At 69.0% G+C, this 16726-nt stretch carries 20 protein-coding genes; 13 read left to right on the plus strand and 7 right to left on the minus strand.

Translation table 11 applies throughout. The features are described 5' to 3' along the window. Positions 1–121: 121 nt before the first annotated feature. Both ACO2Q1_RS07850 and ACO2Q1_RS07855 read right to left on the minus strand, forming a co-directional pair. Positions 122–829 (minus strand): DUF4126 domain-containing protein, encoded by a 708-nt coding sequence (locus tag ACO2Q1_RS07850; protein ID WP_423328942.1) that lies wholly within the window; start codon positions 827–829, stop codon positions 122–124. A gap of 3 nt (positions 830–832) precedes the next feature. Beyond that, positions 833–1189: a hypothetical protein gene (locus tag ACO2Q1_RS07855; protein ID WP_423328943.1), complete on the minus strand. Its 357-nt coding sequence runs from the start codon at positions 1187–1189 to the stop codon at positions 833–835. A gap of 123 nt (positions 1190–1312) precedes the next feature. On the opposite strand from ACO2Q1_RS07855, the gene ACO2Q1_RS07860 reads away from it, so the two are divergent. Beyond that, complete coding sequence (locus tag ACO2Q1_RS07860; protein WP_423328944.1) at positions 1313–2383, plus strand: NAD(P)H-dependent flavin oxidoreductase; 1071 nt, start codon at positions 1313–1315, stop codon at positions 2381–2383. Here the strand turns inward: ACO2Q1_RS07860 and ACO2Q1_RS07865 are convergent. Further along, a complete protein-coding gene (locus ACO2Q1_RS07865) occupies positions 2365–4212 on the minus strand; it encodes an ABC transporter transmembrane domain-containing protein (protein WP_423328945.1) in 1848 nt (615 codons plus the stop codon). The two genes, ACO2Q1_RS07860 and ACO2Q1_RS07865, sit on opposite strands and share 19 nt — an antisense overlap. Positions 4213–4402: 190 nt before the next feature. Between ACO2Q1_RS07865 and rpmE the strand changes: the two genes are divergently transcribed. Both rpmE and ACO2Q1_RS07875 read left to right on the plus strand, forming a co-directional pair. Beyond that, a complete protein-coding gene (gene rpmE / locus ACO2Q1_RS07870) occupies positions 4403–4627 on the plus strand; it encodes a 50S ribosomal protein L31 (RefSeq protein ID WP_423328946.1) in 225 nt (74 codons plus the stop codon). Between the two features lie 167 nt (positions 4628–4794). Continuing rightward, positions 4795–6372: a L,D-transpeptidase family protein gene (locus ACO2Q1_RS07875; protein ID WP_423328947.1), complete on the plus strand. Its 1578-nt coding sequence runs from the start codon at positions 4795–4797 to the stop codon at positions 6370–6372. Between the two features lie 51 nt (positions 6373–6423). Here ACO2Q1_RS07875 and ACO2Q1_RS07880 read toward each other — a convergent pair whose 3' ends face one another. After that, positions 6424–6945 carry a DUF1465 family protein gene (locus ACO2Q1_RS07880; RefSeq protein WP_423328948.1) on the minus strand — a complete coding sequence of 174 codons (522 nt, stop codon included), beginning with the start codon at positions 6943–6945 and terminating at the stop codon, positions 6424–6426. Positions 6946–7104: 159 nt separating this feature from the next. Next, positions 7105–7308 carry a DUF1192 domain-containing protein gene (locus ACO2Q1_RS07885; protein ID WP_423328949.1) on the minus strand — a complete coding sequence of 68 codons (204 nt, stop codon included), beginning with the start codon at positions 7306–7308 and terminating at the stop codon, positions 7105–7107. A gap of 78 nt (positions 7309–7386) precedes the next feature. Here ACO2Q1_RS07885 and ACO2Q1_RS07890 point away from each other — a divergent pair, with 78 nt between their 5' ends. Continuing rightward, positions 7387–8358 carry an NAD(P)H-quinone oxidoreductase gene (locus ACO2Q1_RS07890; RefSeq protein WP_423328950.1) on the plus strand — a complete coding sequence of 324 codons (972 nt, stop codon included), beginning with the start codon at positions 7387–7389 and terminating at the stop codon, positions 8356–8358. 12 nt (positions 8359–8370) lie between these two features. Here the strand turns inward: ACO2Q1_RS07890 and ACO2Q1_RS07895 are convergent, their stop codons facing one another. After that, positions 8371–8973, minus strand: a complete 603-nt coding sequence (locus tag ACO2Q1_RS07895; protein WP_423328951.1) for a beta/gamma crystallin-related protein — start codon at positions 8971–8973, stop codon at positions 8371–8373. A 222-nt stretch (positions 8974–9195) separates the two neighbouring features. Between ACO2Q1_RS07895 and ACO2Q1_RS07900 the strand changes: the two genes are divergently transcribed. Beyond that, positions 9196–9861 (plus strand): DUF1013 domain-containing protein, encoded by a 666-nt coding sequence (locus ACO2Q1_RS07900; RefSeq protein ID WP_423328952.1) that lies wholly within the window; start codon positions 9196–9198, stop codon positions 9859–9861. 76 nt (positions 9862–9937) lie between these two features. Here the strand turns inward: ACO2Q1_RS07900 and ACO2Q1_RS07905 are convergent, their stop codons facing one another. After that, a complete protein-coding gene (locus ACO2Q1_RS07905; protein WP_423328953.1) occupies positions 9938–10111 on the minus strand; it encodes a YdcH family protein in 174 nt (57 codons plus the stop codon). A 187-nt stretch (positions 10112–10298) separates the two neighbouring features. Here ACO2Q1_RS07905 and ACO2Q1_RS07910 point away from each other — a divergent pair, with 187 nt between their 5' ends. The 8 genes from ACO2Q1_RS07910 to ACO2Q1_RS07945 all read left to right on the plus strand — a co-directional run bounded on the left by ACO2Q1_RS07910 (position 10299) and on the right by ACO2Q1_RS07945 (position 16725). Beyond that, positions 10299–10871: a UbiX family flavin prenyltransferase gene (locus ACO2Q1_RS07910; RefSeq protein ID WP_423329043.1), complete on the plus strand. Its 573-nt coding sequence runs from the start codon at positions 10299–10301 to the stop codon at positions 10869–10871. Beyond that, positions 10868–11341 carry a TIGR02444 family protein gene (locus ACO2Q1_RS07915; RefSeq protein WP_423328954.1) on the plus strand — a complete coding sequence of 158 codons (474 nt, stop codon included), beginning with the start codon at positions 10868–10870 and terminating at the stop codon, positions 11339–11341. Before ACO2Q1_RS07910 ends, ACO2Q1_RS07915 begins: the two co-directional genes overlap by 4 nt. Before the next feature lie 45 nt (positions 11342–11386). Next, entirely contained in the window at positions 11387–11611 is a 225-nt protein-coding gene (locus ACO2Q1_RS07920) for a YdcH family protein (RefSeq protein WP_423328955.1), read from the plus strand. A gap of 60 nt (positions 11612–11671) precedes the next feature. After that, on the plus strand, positions 11672–11932 hold the full coding sequence (locus tag ACO2Q1_RS07925) for a type II toxin-antitoxin system Phd/YefM family antitoxin (RefSeq protein ID WP_423328956.1): 261 nt from the start codon (positions 11672–11674) through the stop codon (positions 11930–11932). Then, positions 11932–12369, plus strand: a complete 438-nt coding sequence (locus tag ACO2Q1_RS07930; RefSeq protein ID WP_423328957.1) for a type II toxin-antitoxin system VapC family toxin — start codon at positions 11932–11934, stop codon at positions 12367–12369. The genes ACO2Q1_RS07925 and ACO2Q1_RS07930 overlap by 1 nt, the downstream gene beginning before the upstream one ends. Positions 12370–12377: 8 nt before the next feature. After that, positions 12378–14732, plus strand: a complete 2355-nt coding sequence (rnr, locus tag ACO2Q1_RS07935; RefSeq protein WP_423328958.1) for a ribonuclease R — start codon at positions 12378–12380, stop codon at positions 14730–14732. Between the two features lie 73 nt (positions 14733–14805). Beyond that, on the plus strand, positions 14806–15804 hold the full coding sequence (locus tag ACO2Q1_RS07940) for a DUF4424 family protein (protein WP_423328959.1): 999 nt from the start codon (positions 14806–14808) through the stop codon (positions 15802–15804). 198 nt (positions 15805–16002) lie between these two features. After that, positions 16003–16725: an NUDIX hydrolase gene (locus tag ACO2Q1_RS07945; RefSeq protein WP_423328960.1), complete on the plus strand. Its 723-nt coding sequence runs from the start codon at positions 16003–16005 to the stop codon at positions 16723–16725. Position 16726 lies beyond the last annotated feature (1 nt).

Genomic DNA, 16726 nt, shown 5'->3' on the forward strand with positions numbered 1-16726 from the left:
GATGTGCAGAGCGCGCCGCATGGTCGCCGTGTCCTCGCAGGGGTCGGCCTCCCTTTGATCGCGACGTTAAGATTTCATCAACCATTATCGCGCGCGGCGCGACCGGCGCTCACCTTGAAGGCTATGCGCCTGTCCGGCCGTCGCTCGGGCTCTGCTCCCCGCCCAGCAGGGCGTTGGTCCGACGCCCGAAGAAGGTCTCGCCCGCCCGACGATGCAACGACCTCAGTCGACGGCCCAGCGCGCGCATCACCCGCCACAAGATCCAGACCGACACCAGGATCGCCAGCGGAACCAGCAACGGCGCCAGCAGGGCCAGGCCCGTCAGCACCACCGCCCAACCGTCCTCCGCGACGCTGGCGGCCGGATTGCCCAGTCCGCCGGTCGTCGCCGTCACCGCAGGCCGGGTCACCGCCTTGGCTCCATGGCCGATCAGGGCGACAGGCGCGGCGATGAGGGCCAGAATCGGAGCCACCGCCGGGTCGGCCTGGCTGAACGACGCCATGACCAGCACCGCCGCCAGCGCCGGGCGGACCGCGGTCATCACCACATCGGCGGCGCTGTCGACGGCCGGGATCTTGTCCAGCACCAGTTCGGCGACCACGGCCGCCGACAGGGCGATCAGCGCCGTGTTCGATTCCAGCCAGGCGAAGTTCGGACCGAAATCGACTCCCATCAGCTTGAAGCGCGCCAGCACGGCCACGATCAGCAGCGGCAGAAACGCGCGCAGCCCCGTCGCCGCCGCCAGCCCCAGCCCCAGGCACAGGGCGATCAGAAACCCGCCGGCGCCGCCTTCGCCGACCAGGTCCCAGACCTGTCCCCATCCTTCCATTCGTCAGCCCTGCCCCGCCACCAGCTGCACCTGGATGGTTTCGCCGGTCACCGCCCGCGCGGTCCACCGGGCGCCGACCTGTCCCCTCACGATGGGCGTGCAGTAGCGCCCCGGCATCGGGATCGGCCGCCGCTGGCTGAAACAGACCTTGCCTTCGTGCACCCGCCAGACGCCCGACGTCAGATCGCCTCTCCGGCCGCGCCCCTCATAGGTCCCGCCGGACTTCATCCACAGCCGGGCCGTGCGTCCGTCCGGATAGGTCGAGACCAGGGTGTTGCCGAACACCGGGCCCAGATCGGCCTCGCCCGGCTGTGACGACTGGATAAGCGCAAGCGCGCTCAGCACCAGGACTGAGATCATTCGAACACTTCCTTCCCCGCCGACAGGAAGGCAGGCGGTCCGCCGTCCGTCAATGCCGACCGTCCTCCTGCGCGAAAAACGCCCGACGTTGCGCGCCGCCGTGTTCGCGACCACCTACGCCGGATGTCACCGATCGACCGGCTGGGCCTCGCATACCCCATCTTCCAGGCTCCGATGGCGGGCGTCTCCACCCCGGCCATGGCCGTCGCCGTGTCCGAGGCCGGAGGCCTGGGCGCGATCGCCGTCGGGTCTGTGGGCGCTGCGGCCGCCGGCGATCTGATGGCCCGGGTGCGCGCCGGAACGCGCCGGGCGTTCAACGTCAACCTGTTCGTCCATGCGCCTCCCCGGCGCGACGCGACGCGCGAATCCGCCTGGCTGGAAGCCCTGCGCCCGCTGTTCGCCGCCTTCGACGCCGAACCGCCGGCGACCCTGACCAGTCCCTACCTCAGCTTCGCCGAGGACGACGCCATGCTGGCCTTGCTCGTCGCCGAGCCGCCTCCGGTCGTCAGCTTTCATTTCGGCCTGCCCGACGCCCGCCGCATCGCCGCGCTGAGGCAGGCGGGCTGCCTGCTGGTCTCCACCGCCACCAGCCTCGCCGAGGCCCTGGCCGCTCGTGACGCCGGCGTCGATCTCGTCGTCGCTCAGGGTTATCAGGCCGGCGGCCATCGCGGCGTGTTCGATCCGGACGCGCCGGACGAGCGGCTCGACACCCTGTCCCTGGTTCGCCGCCTGAGCTGGGACGCCGGCCTGCCCGTCGTCGCGGCCGGCGGGCTGATGGACGGCCGTGACATCCGGGCGGCGCTGGACGCCGGCGCCGTGGCGGCCCAGCTCGGCACCGCCTTCCTCCTCACGCCCGAAAGCGCTGCGGACGCCGCCTACCGCGACGCCCTGGTCAGCGACGCGGCGCGCCACACCGTCATGACCGACGCCGTCTCGGGCCGCCCCGCCCGCTCCCTGCGCAGCCTGTTCACCGAATGGGGCGCGGGAATCTCCCTGCCGCGTCCAGATTATCCCGTCACCTATGACACCGGAAAGGCCCTGAACGCCGTGGCGCGCGCGGCGGGCCAACCCGGCTACGGCGCCCTGTGGGCCGGCGAGGGCGCGCCTCGCTTGCGCGCTGGGTCAGCGGCCCAGATCATCGCTCAACTCGCTCGCGAACTGGCGGACGCCGACGTTCAGCCGCCCCTGAACTGAAGCTCGGCCAGATGGGCGTACAGACCGCCCTTGGCGATCAGCTCGGCGTGGGTGCCCTCCTCGGCCACCCGCCCGTCCTCCATCACCACGATCCGGTCCGCGCGCAGAACCGTGGCCAGGCGATGGGCGATCACCAGGGTCGTGCGGCTCTCCATCGCCTGGTCCAGCGCAGCCTGCACCAGCCGCTCGTTCTCGGCGTCCAGGGCGCTGGTGGCCTCGTCCAGCAACAGGATGGGCGCCTCGCGCACCAGGGCCCGGGCGATCGCCACCCGCTGGCGCTGACCGCCCGACAGGCTCTTGCCGCGCTCTCCCAAGGGGGTGTCGAACCCTTCCGGCAGGGCTTCGATGAAGCCGAGCGCCTGCGCCTCGTCGGCGGCGGCGCGCACTTCCTCATCCGAGGCGTCCTCCCGCCCGAATCGGATGTTGTCGGCGGCCGAACCCGAGAACAGCGGAGCCTCCTGCGACACCCAGGCGAAGCGGCTGCGGACCTCGACCGGATCGGCCGCCCGCACGTCCACCCCGTCCACGGACACCAGCCCGGCCTGTGGATCGTAGAAGCGCAACAACAGGCGGAAGACCGTCGACTTGCCCGCGCCCGACGGCCCCACCAGGGCCACCGTCTCGCCCGGCCGCACCGTCAGGGAAAAGCCTTTCAGCGCCGGCAGGTCCGGCCGCCCCGGATAGGCGAAGTCCACCGCCGACATCGACAGTTCGCCGCGCGGCGGGACCGGCAACACCGAGGGCGCGTCCGGCGCCGCGATGTCCGGCTCGGCCTTCATCAGCTCATCGATCCGCTCCATGGCGCCGGCGGCCTTCTGGACGTCGCCCCAGCTCTCGCCCAGGGCGCCCACCGCCCCGGCCACGAACACCGACAGCAGGACGAACTGCAGCAGCGCGCCCGGGCTCATCGACCCGGCGATCACGTCCTGCGCGCCCAGCCAGAGCACCAGGGTCACCCCGCCGAACATCACCATGATGACGAAGGCGGTCATGCCCGCCCGCACCTTCATCCGCGTCAGACTGGCGGCGAAGGCGGCCTCGACGGCGGCGCCGAACCGGGTGATGGCGCTGTGCGATCGGCCGAAGGCCTGGACCGTCTCGATGGCGTCGACGCTCTCCCCGGCGAATCCGACCGCATTGGCGAACCGGTCCTGGGAGGTCACGGTCAGCTTCCGCACCCGTCGCCCGATCAGAAAGATCGGCCCGATCAGCAACGGCGCCAGCAGCAGCACCAGTCCCGTCAGCTTGGGACTGACCACAAACAGCATGATCGCCCCGCCGATCAGCGTCAGGAAGTTCCTCAGGGCGAACGAGACCGAGGTCGTCAGCAGGGTCTCCACCAGGGCGATGTCGGTCGTCAGGCGCGACAGCACCTCGCCCGTCCGCATGCGCGCGAAATAGGCGGTGTCCAGGCCCAGGATGCGCCCGAACAGCGCCGTCCGGATGTCCGCGATCATCCGCTCGCCGGTCTTGGTGACGTAGAAATAGCGGGTGGCCGTGGCGATCCCCAGCACCAGGGCGTTCGCCCCCAGCAGCAGAAACCACAGATTGATATGACGCCCCCCGTCCTCGAACCCGTGGTCGATCGCGCCGCGCGCCGTCGCCGTCAGGGCCAGGGACGCCGCCGTGGAGGCCAGCAGCCAGAACAGGGCGAACACCGCCGTCAGCCGATGCCGGGCCAGATAGGGCAGAAGCCGGCCCAGCGGCCGCACGTCACGGCGCCGTTCGCGCTTCTGGCCGGCCTCGTCCAGCTGGCCGATCAGGACCGCGCCCGCGCTGGGTCGGCCGTCGGCGAGCGGGGCGTCTGCGGGGAGCGGCGTATGCGTCATGCGGCGCCTCTTGCCCCGGAAAGCCCCACGGTGTAAACGCCGCCGCTCTCCCGCCGGGACTCCTCGGCGGGTTTTCTCATTCCTCCGTCGCCCAAGCAGCAAGGCTCCACGAGCCGAGCGTTGGCGACACTCAACAGACAGCGCACCCGACGGTCGGCATCGTCACCTGCGCCAGAGACGGACGACGACCATGAAAGCGGACACGCACCCCGACTACCACTTCATCACCGTCACCCTGACGGACGGCTCGTCCTACAAGACGCGCTCGACCTACGGCAAGGAAGGCGACGTGCTGAACCTGGACATCGATCCCTCGACCCACCCGGCCTGGACCGGCGGCAACCAGCAGCTGATGGACCGCGGCGGCCGCGTCTCGCGCTTCAACAACAAGTTCGGCGGCTTCATCAAGAAGTAAGCCGCGGATCGCCCCTCCCTCCCCTCTCGGGCGGCGTGGTGCGACATAGTAGTCACGGAGAGCGCCGGTCCCCCGACCGGCGCTTTTTGTTTGCGCCGAACGCCGATAACATGGCGGCTCATCGTTGGGGGGACGATGGCGACGACGGACCAGGAAGCGGACGGAAGATGAATCGACGGCAGTTGACGATCGGCGTGGCGACCACCGCCCTGGCCGCCGCCGGCCAGGCCCAGGCCCAGTTCCGCCGCCCGCAGGCCCGCCCGGCTCCCGCTCAATCCGCGCCGGTCGATCACCGCGCGGTCCTCACCGAACAGCTTTCGCGCCTGCCGGCGGACGTCCAGAACGACGTCCGCATGTTCTATGACCTGAACGGCTGGCGCCCGGTCTGGAGCGCCGAGCGGCTGAACGCCCTGACCCTCGTCGCCCGCAAGACGGACGCCCACGGCTTCGCCCCCACCGACTTCTTCGACTTCGTCGGTCTGGCCGCCGATCCCGCCAGCGCAGACGTCCGCACCACCGCTGCGGCCATGACCTACGCCCGCGCCCTGGCCGAAGGCCGCGTCCGGCCCGAGACCGTCGAAGAACTGTGGGAGATGGACAAGAACCGGGTCGACCTGCCCACCGGCCTGTCCAACGCCCTGGCCACCGGACAGTTGGTCGGCTGGTTCGACGGCCTGCCGCCGACCGACATCGGCTACACCAACCTGTCCGCAGGCTATCTGCGTTATCGCCGACTGGCGCGCGAAGGCGGATGGCCGACCTTCGCTCCGGGCGGTTCGATCGAACCGAACACCAGTGACTCCCGTATCCCGTCCCTGATCCGCCGCCTGGTCGCCGAGGGCGACCTGACCGCCTCGGCGGGCGCGCGCCTGACGGCGGAGGGCCTCAACTACGGCGACGAGCTTCAAACCGCCGTTCGGGGCTTCCAGTCGCGACACGGTCTCCTGGCCGACGGCCGGATCGGCCCTGCGACCCAGCGTTCGCTCGGCGCCTCGGCCGAGGATCGCGCGCGTCAGATCGCCCTGAACCTGGAACGTCGCCGCTGGCTCAAGCGGACGCCGTCGCCCGAGCGGATCGAGGTCAACACCGCCGCCGCCATCATGGTCTACTGGAAGGACGGCCGTCCGGTTCACTCCAACCGCGTCGTCGTCGGCACGCCGGAAAACCAGACCCCGAGCCTGGAAAAGCCCTTCGCTTCGGTGGTCGCCAACCCGCCCTGGTATGTGCCGGCCGGCATCGCCCGTCGCGAGATTCTGCCGCGCGGCCCCGCCTATCTGGCGGCAAACAACATGTATCTGTCGAACGGACAGGTGATCCAGCGCGCCGGTCCGACGGCGGCCCTGGGCTACGTCAAGTTCGAGTTGCGCGACAGCTACGCCATCTTCCTGCACGACACCCCCGGCAAGGCGGCCTTCAACCTGGCCATGCGCCAACGCTCGCACGGCTGCGTCCGGGTCCAGGGCGCGGTGGAATTCGCTCGTCTGCTGCTGTCACCCAACTCGGATCTTCTGGGCCAGTTCGACACCGCCCAGAACACTCGCGAGACCAAGCGCATCCAGGTCGGGCGCGAGATCGACGTGCGGCTGCTCTACTGGACGGCGTTCGTCGACGGCCAACAGCGCGTGGCCTTCCGCGAGGACGTCTACAAGCGCGATCAGAAGCTCGCCGAGGCCCTGGGCATCGCCGTCAGCCTGCCTGACGTGGTCGCCGACGGTCCGACCGACGCCGACGACGTCGGTCCGTAGACGCGAGATCGCGTTCGGTCGCCGGAACGCTCCGCCGCACCTGATCCGGATTCAGGTGCGGAACGCGGCTTCCAGCATGCCGAGCTGGCTCAACACCGGATTGGCTTCCGGCTCGGGCGTCTCGTCGCGATACATGCGCCGGTCCAGATACAGAACGCGGTCGTGCAGGCGTTCGGCGCGCACGGTCAGCTCGATCAGGCCGATCGGCAGGTCGGGATGGCTGGGCTCGGCCGCGACGGCGCGGTCCGCCAGCCGGTAGCGGGTGTCGCAGGCGGCCTCGGGCGTCATGTCGCCCTCCCGCACCGCGCGCTGCACCAGAAGCCAGGACGCCACCTGCATCAGCCGCGTCGTCAGCTTCATGCTCTCGGACGCATAGGCCAGGGCGGCGGCGCGGGACAGCAGCTTGGACTCGCGGCGACCGTCGCCGTCCAGCCAGGCGGCGGCCTCCTCGACCAGCTCCATTCCTTCCTGGAAGGTGCGCTCGAACAGTTCGGACCGCGCGAAGTCGCGCACCTCTGCGGATCGGGACCGTCCTGTCGGCTCTGGGCCGCTATCGACCGTGGGTTCACTCATATTCACGCACACGGCCCTCGCCGGCGCCGCGACCCACACGCCGCGACCTCGCCTGGCTCCTCGATTGCAACGCCCATGCCATGCCGCCTGTCGGGGGAAAAGGGGGCGATCGCGTCACGCCGCCCGCGAACCAGGGCCGGCGAGTTCGCCTCTCCGGCGTCATTTGAAATTGAACAGGGCGTCGGCGGCGCTCTTTTTGTCCCGTTTCGCTGCGATGGCCTGCCTCCGGCGTTCGATTTCGGCGCCCAGGGTCGCGATCTGTTCGTCCAGTTCATCCACCGAATAGACGTCCAGGTCCTCGCGCGTCAGAGCGACGAGGTGGGCGCCGCGTGTCGGGCGCGGCTCCAGATCTTCAAATGTCATCTCGGCCTCCCATGGCCAGGAGCGTTCCAGACGCCTATCTGAACGCCCGGATACGGACGATTGCAAGCCGGAGGCCCAATGCGCGTCATCGAGATCACCGGTGGGTCGGGTCCCGCCGAAGCCCTCGTCCTGGCCGATCGCCCCCGACCGGAGCCTGCCGACGGCCAGGTGCGCATCCGTGTGCAGGCCGCCGGCGTCAATCGCCCCGACCTGCTCCAGCGCAACGGCGGCTATCCTCCGCCGCCCGGCGCCTCAGATATACTGGGCCTCGAGGTCGCGGGCGTGATCGACGCCATCGGCGGCGGGGTGCAAGGCTGGACGGTCGGCGACGCGGTCTGCGCCCTGCTCGGCGGCGGGGGCTACGCCGAATACGCCGTGGTCGACGCGCGCCATGTCCTTCCGATTCCCCGGGGCCTGACGCCCGTACAGGCCGCGGCGCTGCCGGAGACGGTTTTCACCGTCTTCGCCAATGTGTTCGAGTCGGGCGGCCTCCGACCTGGCGAAACCCTTCTGATCCACGGGGCCACCAGCGGCATCGGGGTCACGGCCATTCAGATGGCCAAGGCCGCCGGAGCGCGAGTGATCGCCACATCGCGCGGCGCCGAAAAGGCCATGGCCGCGTCCCGTCTCGGCGCCGATCTCAGCCTGGACGCTTCGATTGAGGCTCTGAAGTCCGCCATCCTCGACGCCGGCGGCGCCGATGTCGTGCTGGACATGATCGGGGCCGACTACGCCGCCCTGAACCAGGCCGTCCTCAAACCCGGCGGCCGCTGGGTGGTGATCGCGACCCTGACGGGAAACCTGGCCGAGATCGACCTGATGCGGCTGATGCTCAGGCGCATCGTCCTGACCGGCTCGACCCTCCGTTCACGACCGGCGGACGAAAAGGCCCGCCTGGCTTCGGCCGTGCGTCAGACGGTCTGGCCCTGGATCGAGGCCGGCCATTTGGTGCCGCCGATCGAGGCCGTCTTTCCTCTCGAAGACGCTGCGGCCGCCCACCGATTGCTGGAGGGCGGCCGCCATGTCGGCAAGATCGTGCTGACGATCTGAGGCCTATCGGCCTTACCAGCCGCCGCGCGCGGGACGCATCGACGAGATGCGGTCGTTGAAGCCGGTGTCGCCCAGATTGCGCACATCGCCCCGGAACACCTGGCAGCTGCCCCGGAAGTTGCTGTCGGTGCAGACCTCCCAGGCGCCGCGCATCTCCATCGAGCTGATCACGTCGTTGAAGCCGGTCGACCCCAGATTATAGACCTCGCCCTGGAAGCTGGCGCGTTCGCCGCGGAAGTTGCTGTCCTTGTAGACGGTGATCGAGCCCCGCCCGCCGCCGGCGCCCCAGCCGCCGCCCGGACGGTCATTGCCGCCGCCGTTGCGTTCCCATTCGCCGCGCTGGCTGCCACAGATCAGCAGGCCGTTGCTGTTGGCGATATCCACACCGCCGCAGCGGTTCAGATCCAGGGAGCTGGCGCGCTGGTTGCGCCCCACGTCCCGACAGGTGGCGTACAGTCGATCCCCGCGCACGGAGATCTCATTGCAGCTCGACTGATAGCTGCCCTGCGGCGCCCGATTGCCGCCGCCCCAGCCGGGTCCGCGTTGCGCCGCGTCCGCCGCCGCGGGCGCCAGAACCGCCGCGACCGCCGCCGCCGTGAGAATACGAGTGAACATCTTGGCCCTCCCAAAAGAATGAAGACGCGCCGGGCGTCGATGGGTGCTTATCAGCCCTCCAAGCTGAACCTTAGCTGTACGACGCCCTCATGAAGCAGTCGAACTCCGTTTCCTTTCCAAGCGAATAAGACTATATCGGTTCCACTCGCGCCCGGCCGAAAGGTCGGGCGCCGCCGTTTCCAGCGCCCGACTTCGGGCCATTGCACACCGGGATTTTCGCCCATGACCGACATCCTCATGCCCAAGGCCACCGCGGTCTGGCTCGTGGACAACACCTCCCTGACCTTCGAGCAGATCGCCGACTTCTGCGGTCTGCACGCGCTCGAGGTTCGCGGCATCGCCGACGGCGACGTGGCCCGCGATATTCGCGGCGTCGATCCGATCACCGGGGGCCAGCTGGCTCGCGAGGAACTGGACAAGGCCCAGGCCGATTCCAACTACCGCATGAAGGCGATCGTCAGCCGCCACGCCGAACTGCTGAAGGTCACCAAGACCGGGCCGAAATACACCCCCGTCTCGCGCCGTCAGGACCGCCCCGACGCCATCGCCTGGTTCGTGCGCAACCACCCCGAGGTGACCGACGCCCAGATCGCCAAACTGCTGGGCACGACCAAGTCCACGATCGAGAGCGTGCGCAACCGCACCCACTGGAACTCGGCCAATATCAAACCGGTCGATCCCGTGACCCTGGGCCTGGTCGGCCAGCTGGCCCTCGACGATCTGGTCAAGAAGGCCGCCGAGAAGAAGGCCCGCGATGACGCCAAGAAGGGCGGCGCCACGATTCAGCCCGTCGAGGCCGAACCGGTCGAGGAAGAATTCGTGCCCGAAGCGCGCGAACGTCCGACCGCCGAGCCGACCGCCGAATCCGTCTTCGGCCCGCGTTCCTGATCGACGCTCCCCTCACGAATGCGGCCCCGGAGATCGCTCTCCGGGGCCGCTTCAATTCCACATAGTCGTTCGGGCCTTAGTGCGCCCTCTGCTCCAGACTGACGATCTCCTCCTTCAGGCGAAGCTTCTTCTGCTTCAGCTCCTTGACCTGCAACGAATCCACGGACGGATGAAGTCGGGCCTCGTGCAGCTGACTTTCCAGCTGACGGTGCCGATTGCCCAGTTCGCGGATACGAGCTTCGATGGTCATGGCTTGCGCCTCCATGTCTAAGGGACGACGGTAGTGAGCGCCCGGATCCGCGACCTGTGGAATCACGATTCGGTGACGTAAACCGGCGTTCACCAAGGTCGCACATACGGACCACCTCAGGCTGACCCGCGAATAGGACCATGTTGTGAACGGAGCCGTTGCAACCTCGACATCGACGCCGGACCGGATGGTGGTCGGCGTCTCCGGCGCATCCGGCGTGATTCACGGCGTCCGCCTTCTCGACGCCCTGCGTGACCTGGGCATCGAGAGCCATCTGGTCGTCACCCGCGCCGCCCTCCTGACCCTGTCGCAGGAGACCGATCTGACCCCCGACGATCTGACGGGCCGCGCCGATGTGACGCACCGGCTGAACGACGTCGGCGCCTCCATCGCCTCCGGCTCGTTCCGGACCCTCGGCATGATCGTGGCCCCCTGCTCGGTCCGCACCATGGGCGAGATCGCCACGGGCGTGACCTCGACCCTCCTCACCCGCGCGGCGGATGTGGCGCTCAAGGAGCGGCGCCGCCTCGTGCTGATGGTTCGCGAGACCCCCCTGCACCTCGGCCACCTGCGCACCCTGACCGCCCTGGCCGAGATGGGCGCCGTCATCGCCCCGCCCCTGCCCGCCTTCTACACCCGCCCTGAATCGCTCGACGAGGTGGTGGACCAGTCGGTCGGCCGCGTGCTCGATCTGTTCGGTCTGGACTGGGCGCCGGTTCGTCGGTGGAGCGGGCTCAAGGGACCGGCGGCCGAGACATGAGCGGGCCCCCCTTCTGGGACTGGGCCCTGGCCGCCTACGCCGCGCCGGGCGTGGCCGAGGCCTGTCTCGACCTTCAGGACACTCATGACCAGAACGTGCCGTTGCTGCTCTGGGCCGCCTGGTGCGCCCGGACCGGCCGTCGCCTCGACGCGGACGACCTCGACGCCGCCTGCGACACCGCAAGGGTCTGGACCGACGCCGCCATCGTGCCGCTTCGCGACCTGCGACGCCGCCTGAAATCGACGATCCCGGACATGGACACCGATGATCGTCTGGCCGTTCGCGAACAGATCAAGGCGGTGGAACTGGACGCCGAGCGTCGTCTCATGTCGGCCCTGGAGGCCTTGGCGCCCGCCCCGGGCGGGGCCGCCCGTCCCGCCCTCGACGCCCTGGTCGACCTGAGCCGCCGCCGGGACCGGGTCACGCCCCGTCCCGCCCTTGCTGCCTTGGCGGACCGCCTTCCGGCCTAGGCCGGATTCGGCTATGATTCCGTTCGCCCCGGACGCCCTGCCGACATGAACGACGACGATCCTTTCCTGACCGAAGAAGACTTGGCCTTGCGCGCCGAGGTGCAACTGCTTCGGCAGGAGCACGCTGACCTTGACGCCTCGATCGAGGCCCTCGGCCATGTGCCCGTTCCGGACCAGCTTCTCATTGCCCGATTGAAGCGCAAGAAACTCGCCCTGCGCGACGAAATCGTCCGTATCGAAGGCCGTATTCTTCCGGACATCATCGCCTGACGATCGCTGGCGGCCCCGTACAAAAATGGCTATACTTATGGCCATAATCGGAGCTCAGCCATGGCCACCTACGGCGTCGCCGAAGCCAAGAACAAGTTCACCCACCTGCTCGAACGGGTCGAAGCGGGCGAGAACATAACGATCACACGGCATGGGCGGGCGGTCGCCGAAATGACAGCTGTCTCCCGCACGGCCAGACGGCCCGACATGGAACAGCGACGCGCATCCCTGCGCGACCTGGCGAACTGGCGGGATCAACAACCGTCATTGGGCGACTCCGCGGCCGCATTGGTTCGTCAGATGCGGGACGACGACCTCTAGTGGACAGCTATCTCGACGCCAGCGTTCTGGTCGCCCTGTTGGGCCGCGAGGCCTCGAGTACGGTTGTCTCCGACTGGCTCGAGAACAGCCAGGACGATTTGATGGTTTCGGACCTGGCCCGCGCCGAAGCGTCCGCGGCATTGGCGAGACAGGCCCGGATCGGGGCGCTGTCCGCGACGGGGGTGGCGGAGGCCTTCGGCCATCTCGACGCCTGGACGTCGCGATTCACGAACCTCGTCGAGATCGTTCCCTCTGATCTGGCGCTCGCGACGCACTGGGTCCGACGTCTCGACCTCTCGCTCCGGGCACCCGACGCCATGCATGTCGCCGCCGCACGGCGGCTCGGCGCCATGCTGGTGACGCTCGACAAGGGCCAGGCCGCCGCCGCCGCGACGCTCGGCCTCTCCTGCCTCAACCCCGCCGACCCGGCGAACTGAAAGACCGAATGGCTCGCACTCCCCAACGTCCCGTCGCCGGCCTGCCCGACGAGGAAACCCTGATCCGCTTCCTGCGCGAGGCCGGCGCCGCGGAGAAGGCCGACATCGCCCGCGCCTTCGGCCTGAAGGGCGCCGAGCGCCGCGCCCTGCGAGAAATGCTGCGAGAGCTCGAGGCCCAGGGCAAACTCGGCAAGCGGGGCCGTAAGGGCTTCTCCGAGGCCGGCGCCCTTCCGGCCGTCGGCGTGGCCGACGTGGTCGAGCGCGACGGCGACGGCGAACTCTATGTCCGCCTGGTCGAAGGTTCGGCCGACGCCCCGCGCGCCCTGCTGGTCCCCGACCGAAAGATCGTCGGCCCCGCCCCCGGCATGGGCGACCGCCTTTTGGTCAAGTTCGCGCGCGCCGAGGACGGCTGGGAGGCCCGCCTCATCAAGAAGCTCGACACCGACCGCAGTCGCCTGCTCGGCGTCATCCGCAGATCCGCCCGCGAGGTCCGCATCGAGCCCGTCGATCGCCGCTCCAAGGACGTCTTCGTCGTCCCACCCGCCCAGGCCGAGGGTCTCAAGGACGGCGATCTGGTGCTCGCCGCCGCCGAAAAGGGCGAGCACCGCTACGGCCCCAAGCGCGGCAAGATCCTGGAGCGCATCGGCCGCGAGGACGACCCCCGCGCCGCCTCCCTGATCGCCATCCATTCCCACGGCGTGCCGGCCGGCTTCTCCGACATGGTCGAGCAGGAAGCCGAGAATATGGAGCTGCCCACGCTCAAGGGCCGCGACGACCTGCGCGACATTCCCTTCATCACGATCGATCCGGCCGACGCCCGCGACCACGACGACGCCATCTACGCCCAGCGCGACGACGATCCGAAAAACGAAGGCGGCTGGATCGTCTGGGTCGCCATCGCCGACGTCGCCGCCTATGTCACCCCCGGCTCGGCCCTGGATCGCGAGGCGCGCGCCAAGGGCAACTCCACCTACTTCCCGGACCGTGTGGAGCCCATGCTGCCCGAGCGCCTGTCCAACGGCCTGTGCAGCCTCAAGGAAGGCGAGAACCGCGCCACGCTCGCCGTGCGCATGGTCTTCGACAAGGAGGGTCGCAAGACCGGCCACAAGTTCCATCGCGGCCTGATGCGTTCGCACGCCAAGCTCAGCTATGAACAGGCCCAGGCTGCCATCGACGGCGAACTCAACGACGGCGGCGTCGACGACACGACCGGCCCAATCCTGGAGCCGATCCTCTATCCGCTATGGAACGCCTACCGCACGATGTTGAAGGGCCGCCTGAAGCGGGCGCCGCTTCAGATCGAAAGCGCGGAACGCAGGATCCGCATGGCTCCGGACGGCGGCATCGCCTTGATCGAGAAGCGCACGTCCCTGGAGGCGCACCGCCTGATCGAGGAAATGATGATCCAGGCCAACGTCTGCGCCGCCGAGACCCTGGAACAGAAGAAGACGCCCCTGATCTATCGCGTCCACGAGGCGCCCAGTCAGGAGAAGATTTTCAACCTGGCCGACTTCCTCTCGACCATCGCCATGCCCTGGAACAAGGGCGAGCCGGGCACGACCAGGCGATTCAACAGATTGCTGGACCAGACCCGCGACGGCCCCCACGCCGAGGTGGTCAACGAAGTCGTCCTCCGCACCCAGATGCAGGCGATCTATTCGCCGGAGAACATCGGCCACTTCGGCCTGAATCTCGACCGCTACGCCCACTTCACCTCGCCGATCCGCCGCTACTCCGACCTGATCGTCCATCGCGGCCTGATCCGGGCGCTCAATCTCGGCCCAAAAGACGGAAAGGGGGACGGCCTGACGGATCGCGAGATCGCCGAACTTGCCGCCATCGCCGATCAGGTGACCCAGACCGAGCGCCGCTCCATGGCCGCCGAACGCGACGCCATGGACCGCTACATCGCCGCCTTCCTCGAGGACCGGGTCGGCGCGACCTTCACCGGACGGATCACCGGCGTCACGCGCTTCGGCCTGTTCGTCCGCCTCGACGAGACGGGCGCCGACGGCCTGGTGCCGGTCTCTTCGCTGGGCAATGAGTATTTTGTCCACGATGACCGCGCCCACGCCCTGGTCGGCGAACGCAGCGGCCAACGCTATCGCCTGGGCCGGGTGGTCGAGGTCAAGCTTATGGAGGCCACCCCCATTACCGGCGGTCTGGTCTTCGAAATGCTGTCCGAGCCGGAGGCCCGCGACCCCAACGCCCCCGCTCCCCGCCTGGGCATGCGGGGGCGCGGCGGCGATGATCGGCCTTCACGCGGAAAAGGCCGCCCCGGCGGCCCCAAACCGCGTAATGACGGGCGGGGCGGCAAACCCTCCGGCGGCCTGAAGGGCGTTCGCAAGGGCAAGCGGCGCTGACGATCGTCAGCAATCGACGGTTTCCGGTTCGAGGATCAGGCGGGACAGTCCCGTAATATCTCGGGATCTCGCCATGTCCGTTCTTCGCCTGTGCCTGCCGGCCTTCCTGTCGCTCGCGCTGACCGTCTTCTCGCCAGCCTCGGCCAACGACAGCGTCGCCGCGATGCGCGCGGGCGGGCTGGTGCTGCAGAAGACCGACGGCATTCGGATGGACGCCGAGGACCTGTTCGTCTCGGCGCGCGAGATCCGCGTCAAATATCGCTTCTTCAACCATACCGATCGGGACATCGAGACGATCGTCGCCTTCCCCCTGCCCGATATCGACGGCGAATGGGAAATGGATGACACGCTCGATTCCAGCCGCACCCTGCCCTTCATCACCTGGGTCGACGGCTATTCGGTCCGGACCGAGATCGAGAAGAAGGCGACGCTGGACGGCGCCGAAGTCAGCGAGCGTCTGCGCGGCTTCGGCCTGCCCCTCGAACCGCATCTGGCGAGCACGCGCGAGACCCTGAACGCCCTGCCCGAGGCCCGTCTGCGACAGCTCGAAGCCGCCGGATTCGTCAGGCTGGAGGCCGCTTCTGACACCTCTGGGCGCGCCTTCTGGGTCACGCCGCTATGGACGCTGAAGACCACCCACTACTGGACCCAATACTTCCCGACCGGCCGGACGACCGAGATCGAACACCTCTATGCCCCGGCCATCGGCGGCGCGGCGTACAGCCTGATCGGCGACACCGGCGAACACGTCGATGAGCCCCAGGCCGTCATGCGCGCCAAATACTGCATTGAGCCGTCGGTCGAGAACGCCGTCCGCCGTCGCCGCGCCGCCGGCCACTATTTCACCGAGACCTGGATCGACTACGTCCTGACCACCGGCGCCAACTGGTCCGGCCCGATCCGCGACTTCCGCCTGGTGGTGGACAAGGGCGCCCCAGAAAATTTCGTCAGCTTCTGCGCCGAGGGCGTCCGCCGCCTCAGCCCGACGCAGTTCGAGGTCCGTCGAACCAACTATACGCCCGACCGCGACCTGGAAGTCCTCATCCTGACAGGCGCCCCTCAGCCGGAATAGGGATTTTTCCGGCCGCCCCTTCCGGACGGTCTATAGTGGCCGCATGTCCTGCGACTTCGCCCACCCTTCGCCCGCGCACTTTCCACCCGACGCCTCCGCGCGGATTTCCATGTTTTCCAGAGCATGCGCAGACATCTCGCGGCCCGCAGCGGCCGTCGCCGGCCGTTTTGTCCCCGCTTGTCCCCGCAGGGGCGCCGCATGACTTCATCCGCCCAGCCCTTCGACGCCGCCCAAGACCTGCGCGATGCGCCGCGCAGCCCAGCCGGAACCCGGATGCGACCCAAAGACGCGGCGACCCTGATCCTCACGCGCGGTCCGGCCCGACACACCGAGGTGCTGATGGGCCGCCGCGCCTCGGGCCATGTCTTCATGGCCTCCAAATGGGTGTTTCCCGGCGGCCGGATCGACCGGGCCGACTTCGCCGCCGCCTCGGCCACCGATCCCGATCCCGCCAGCCTGGCGCGTCTGGCCGCCGAAATGCCGCCGCGCCGCGCCCGCGCCCTGACCCTGACCGCCGTCCGTGAAACCTGGGAGGAGACCGGCCTGATGCTGGCGCGTTCCGCTCCGACCGCGTACGTCGCCGGGCCATGGCGTGGATTCCGCCAGGCGGGCGCCCTGCCCGATCTCGCCGCCCTGACCTATGTCGCTCGCGCCATCACCCCCCCGGGCCGCACCCGCCGATTCGACGCTCGCTTCTTCATGGCCGACGCCTCGGCCCTTCTGACGCCCGAACCGACCGCCGGCTCGGGCGAACTGGACGAGATCGCCTGGCTGCCGCTGGAGCAGGCCCGGGCGCTGGACCTGCCCGCCATCACCCGTTTCGTGCTCGGCGAGGTGGCGGACCGTCTGGCCGCCCCGAGCCGCCCCCTGCCCTTCGTGCGCATGGTGCGGGGCCGACATATCGTGGACCATCAGGACTGAT

The sequence above is a fragment of the Brevundimonas sp. VNH65 genome, assembly GCF_049445955.1.
GTDB lineage: Bacteria > Pseudomonadota > Alphaproteobacteria > Caulobacterales > Caulobacteraceae > Brevundimonas.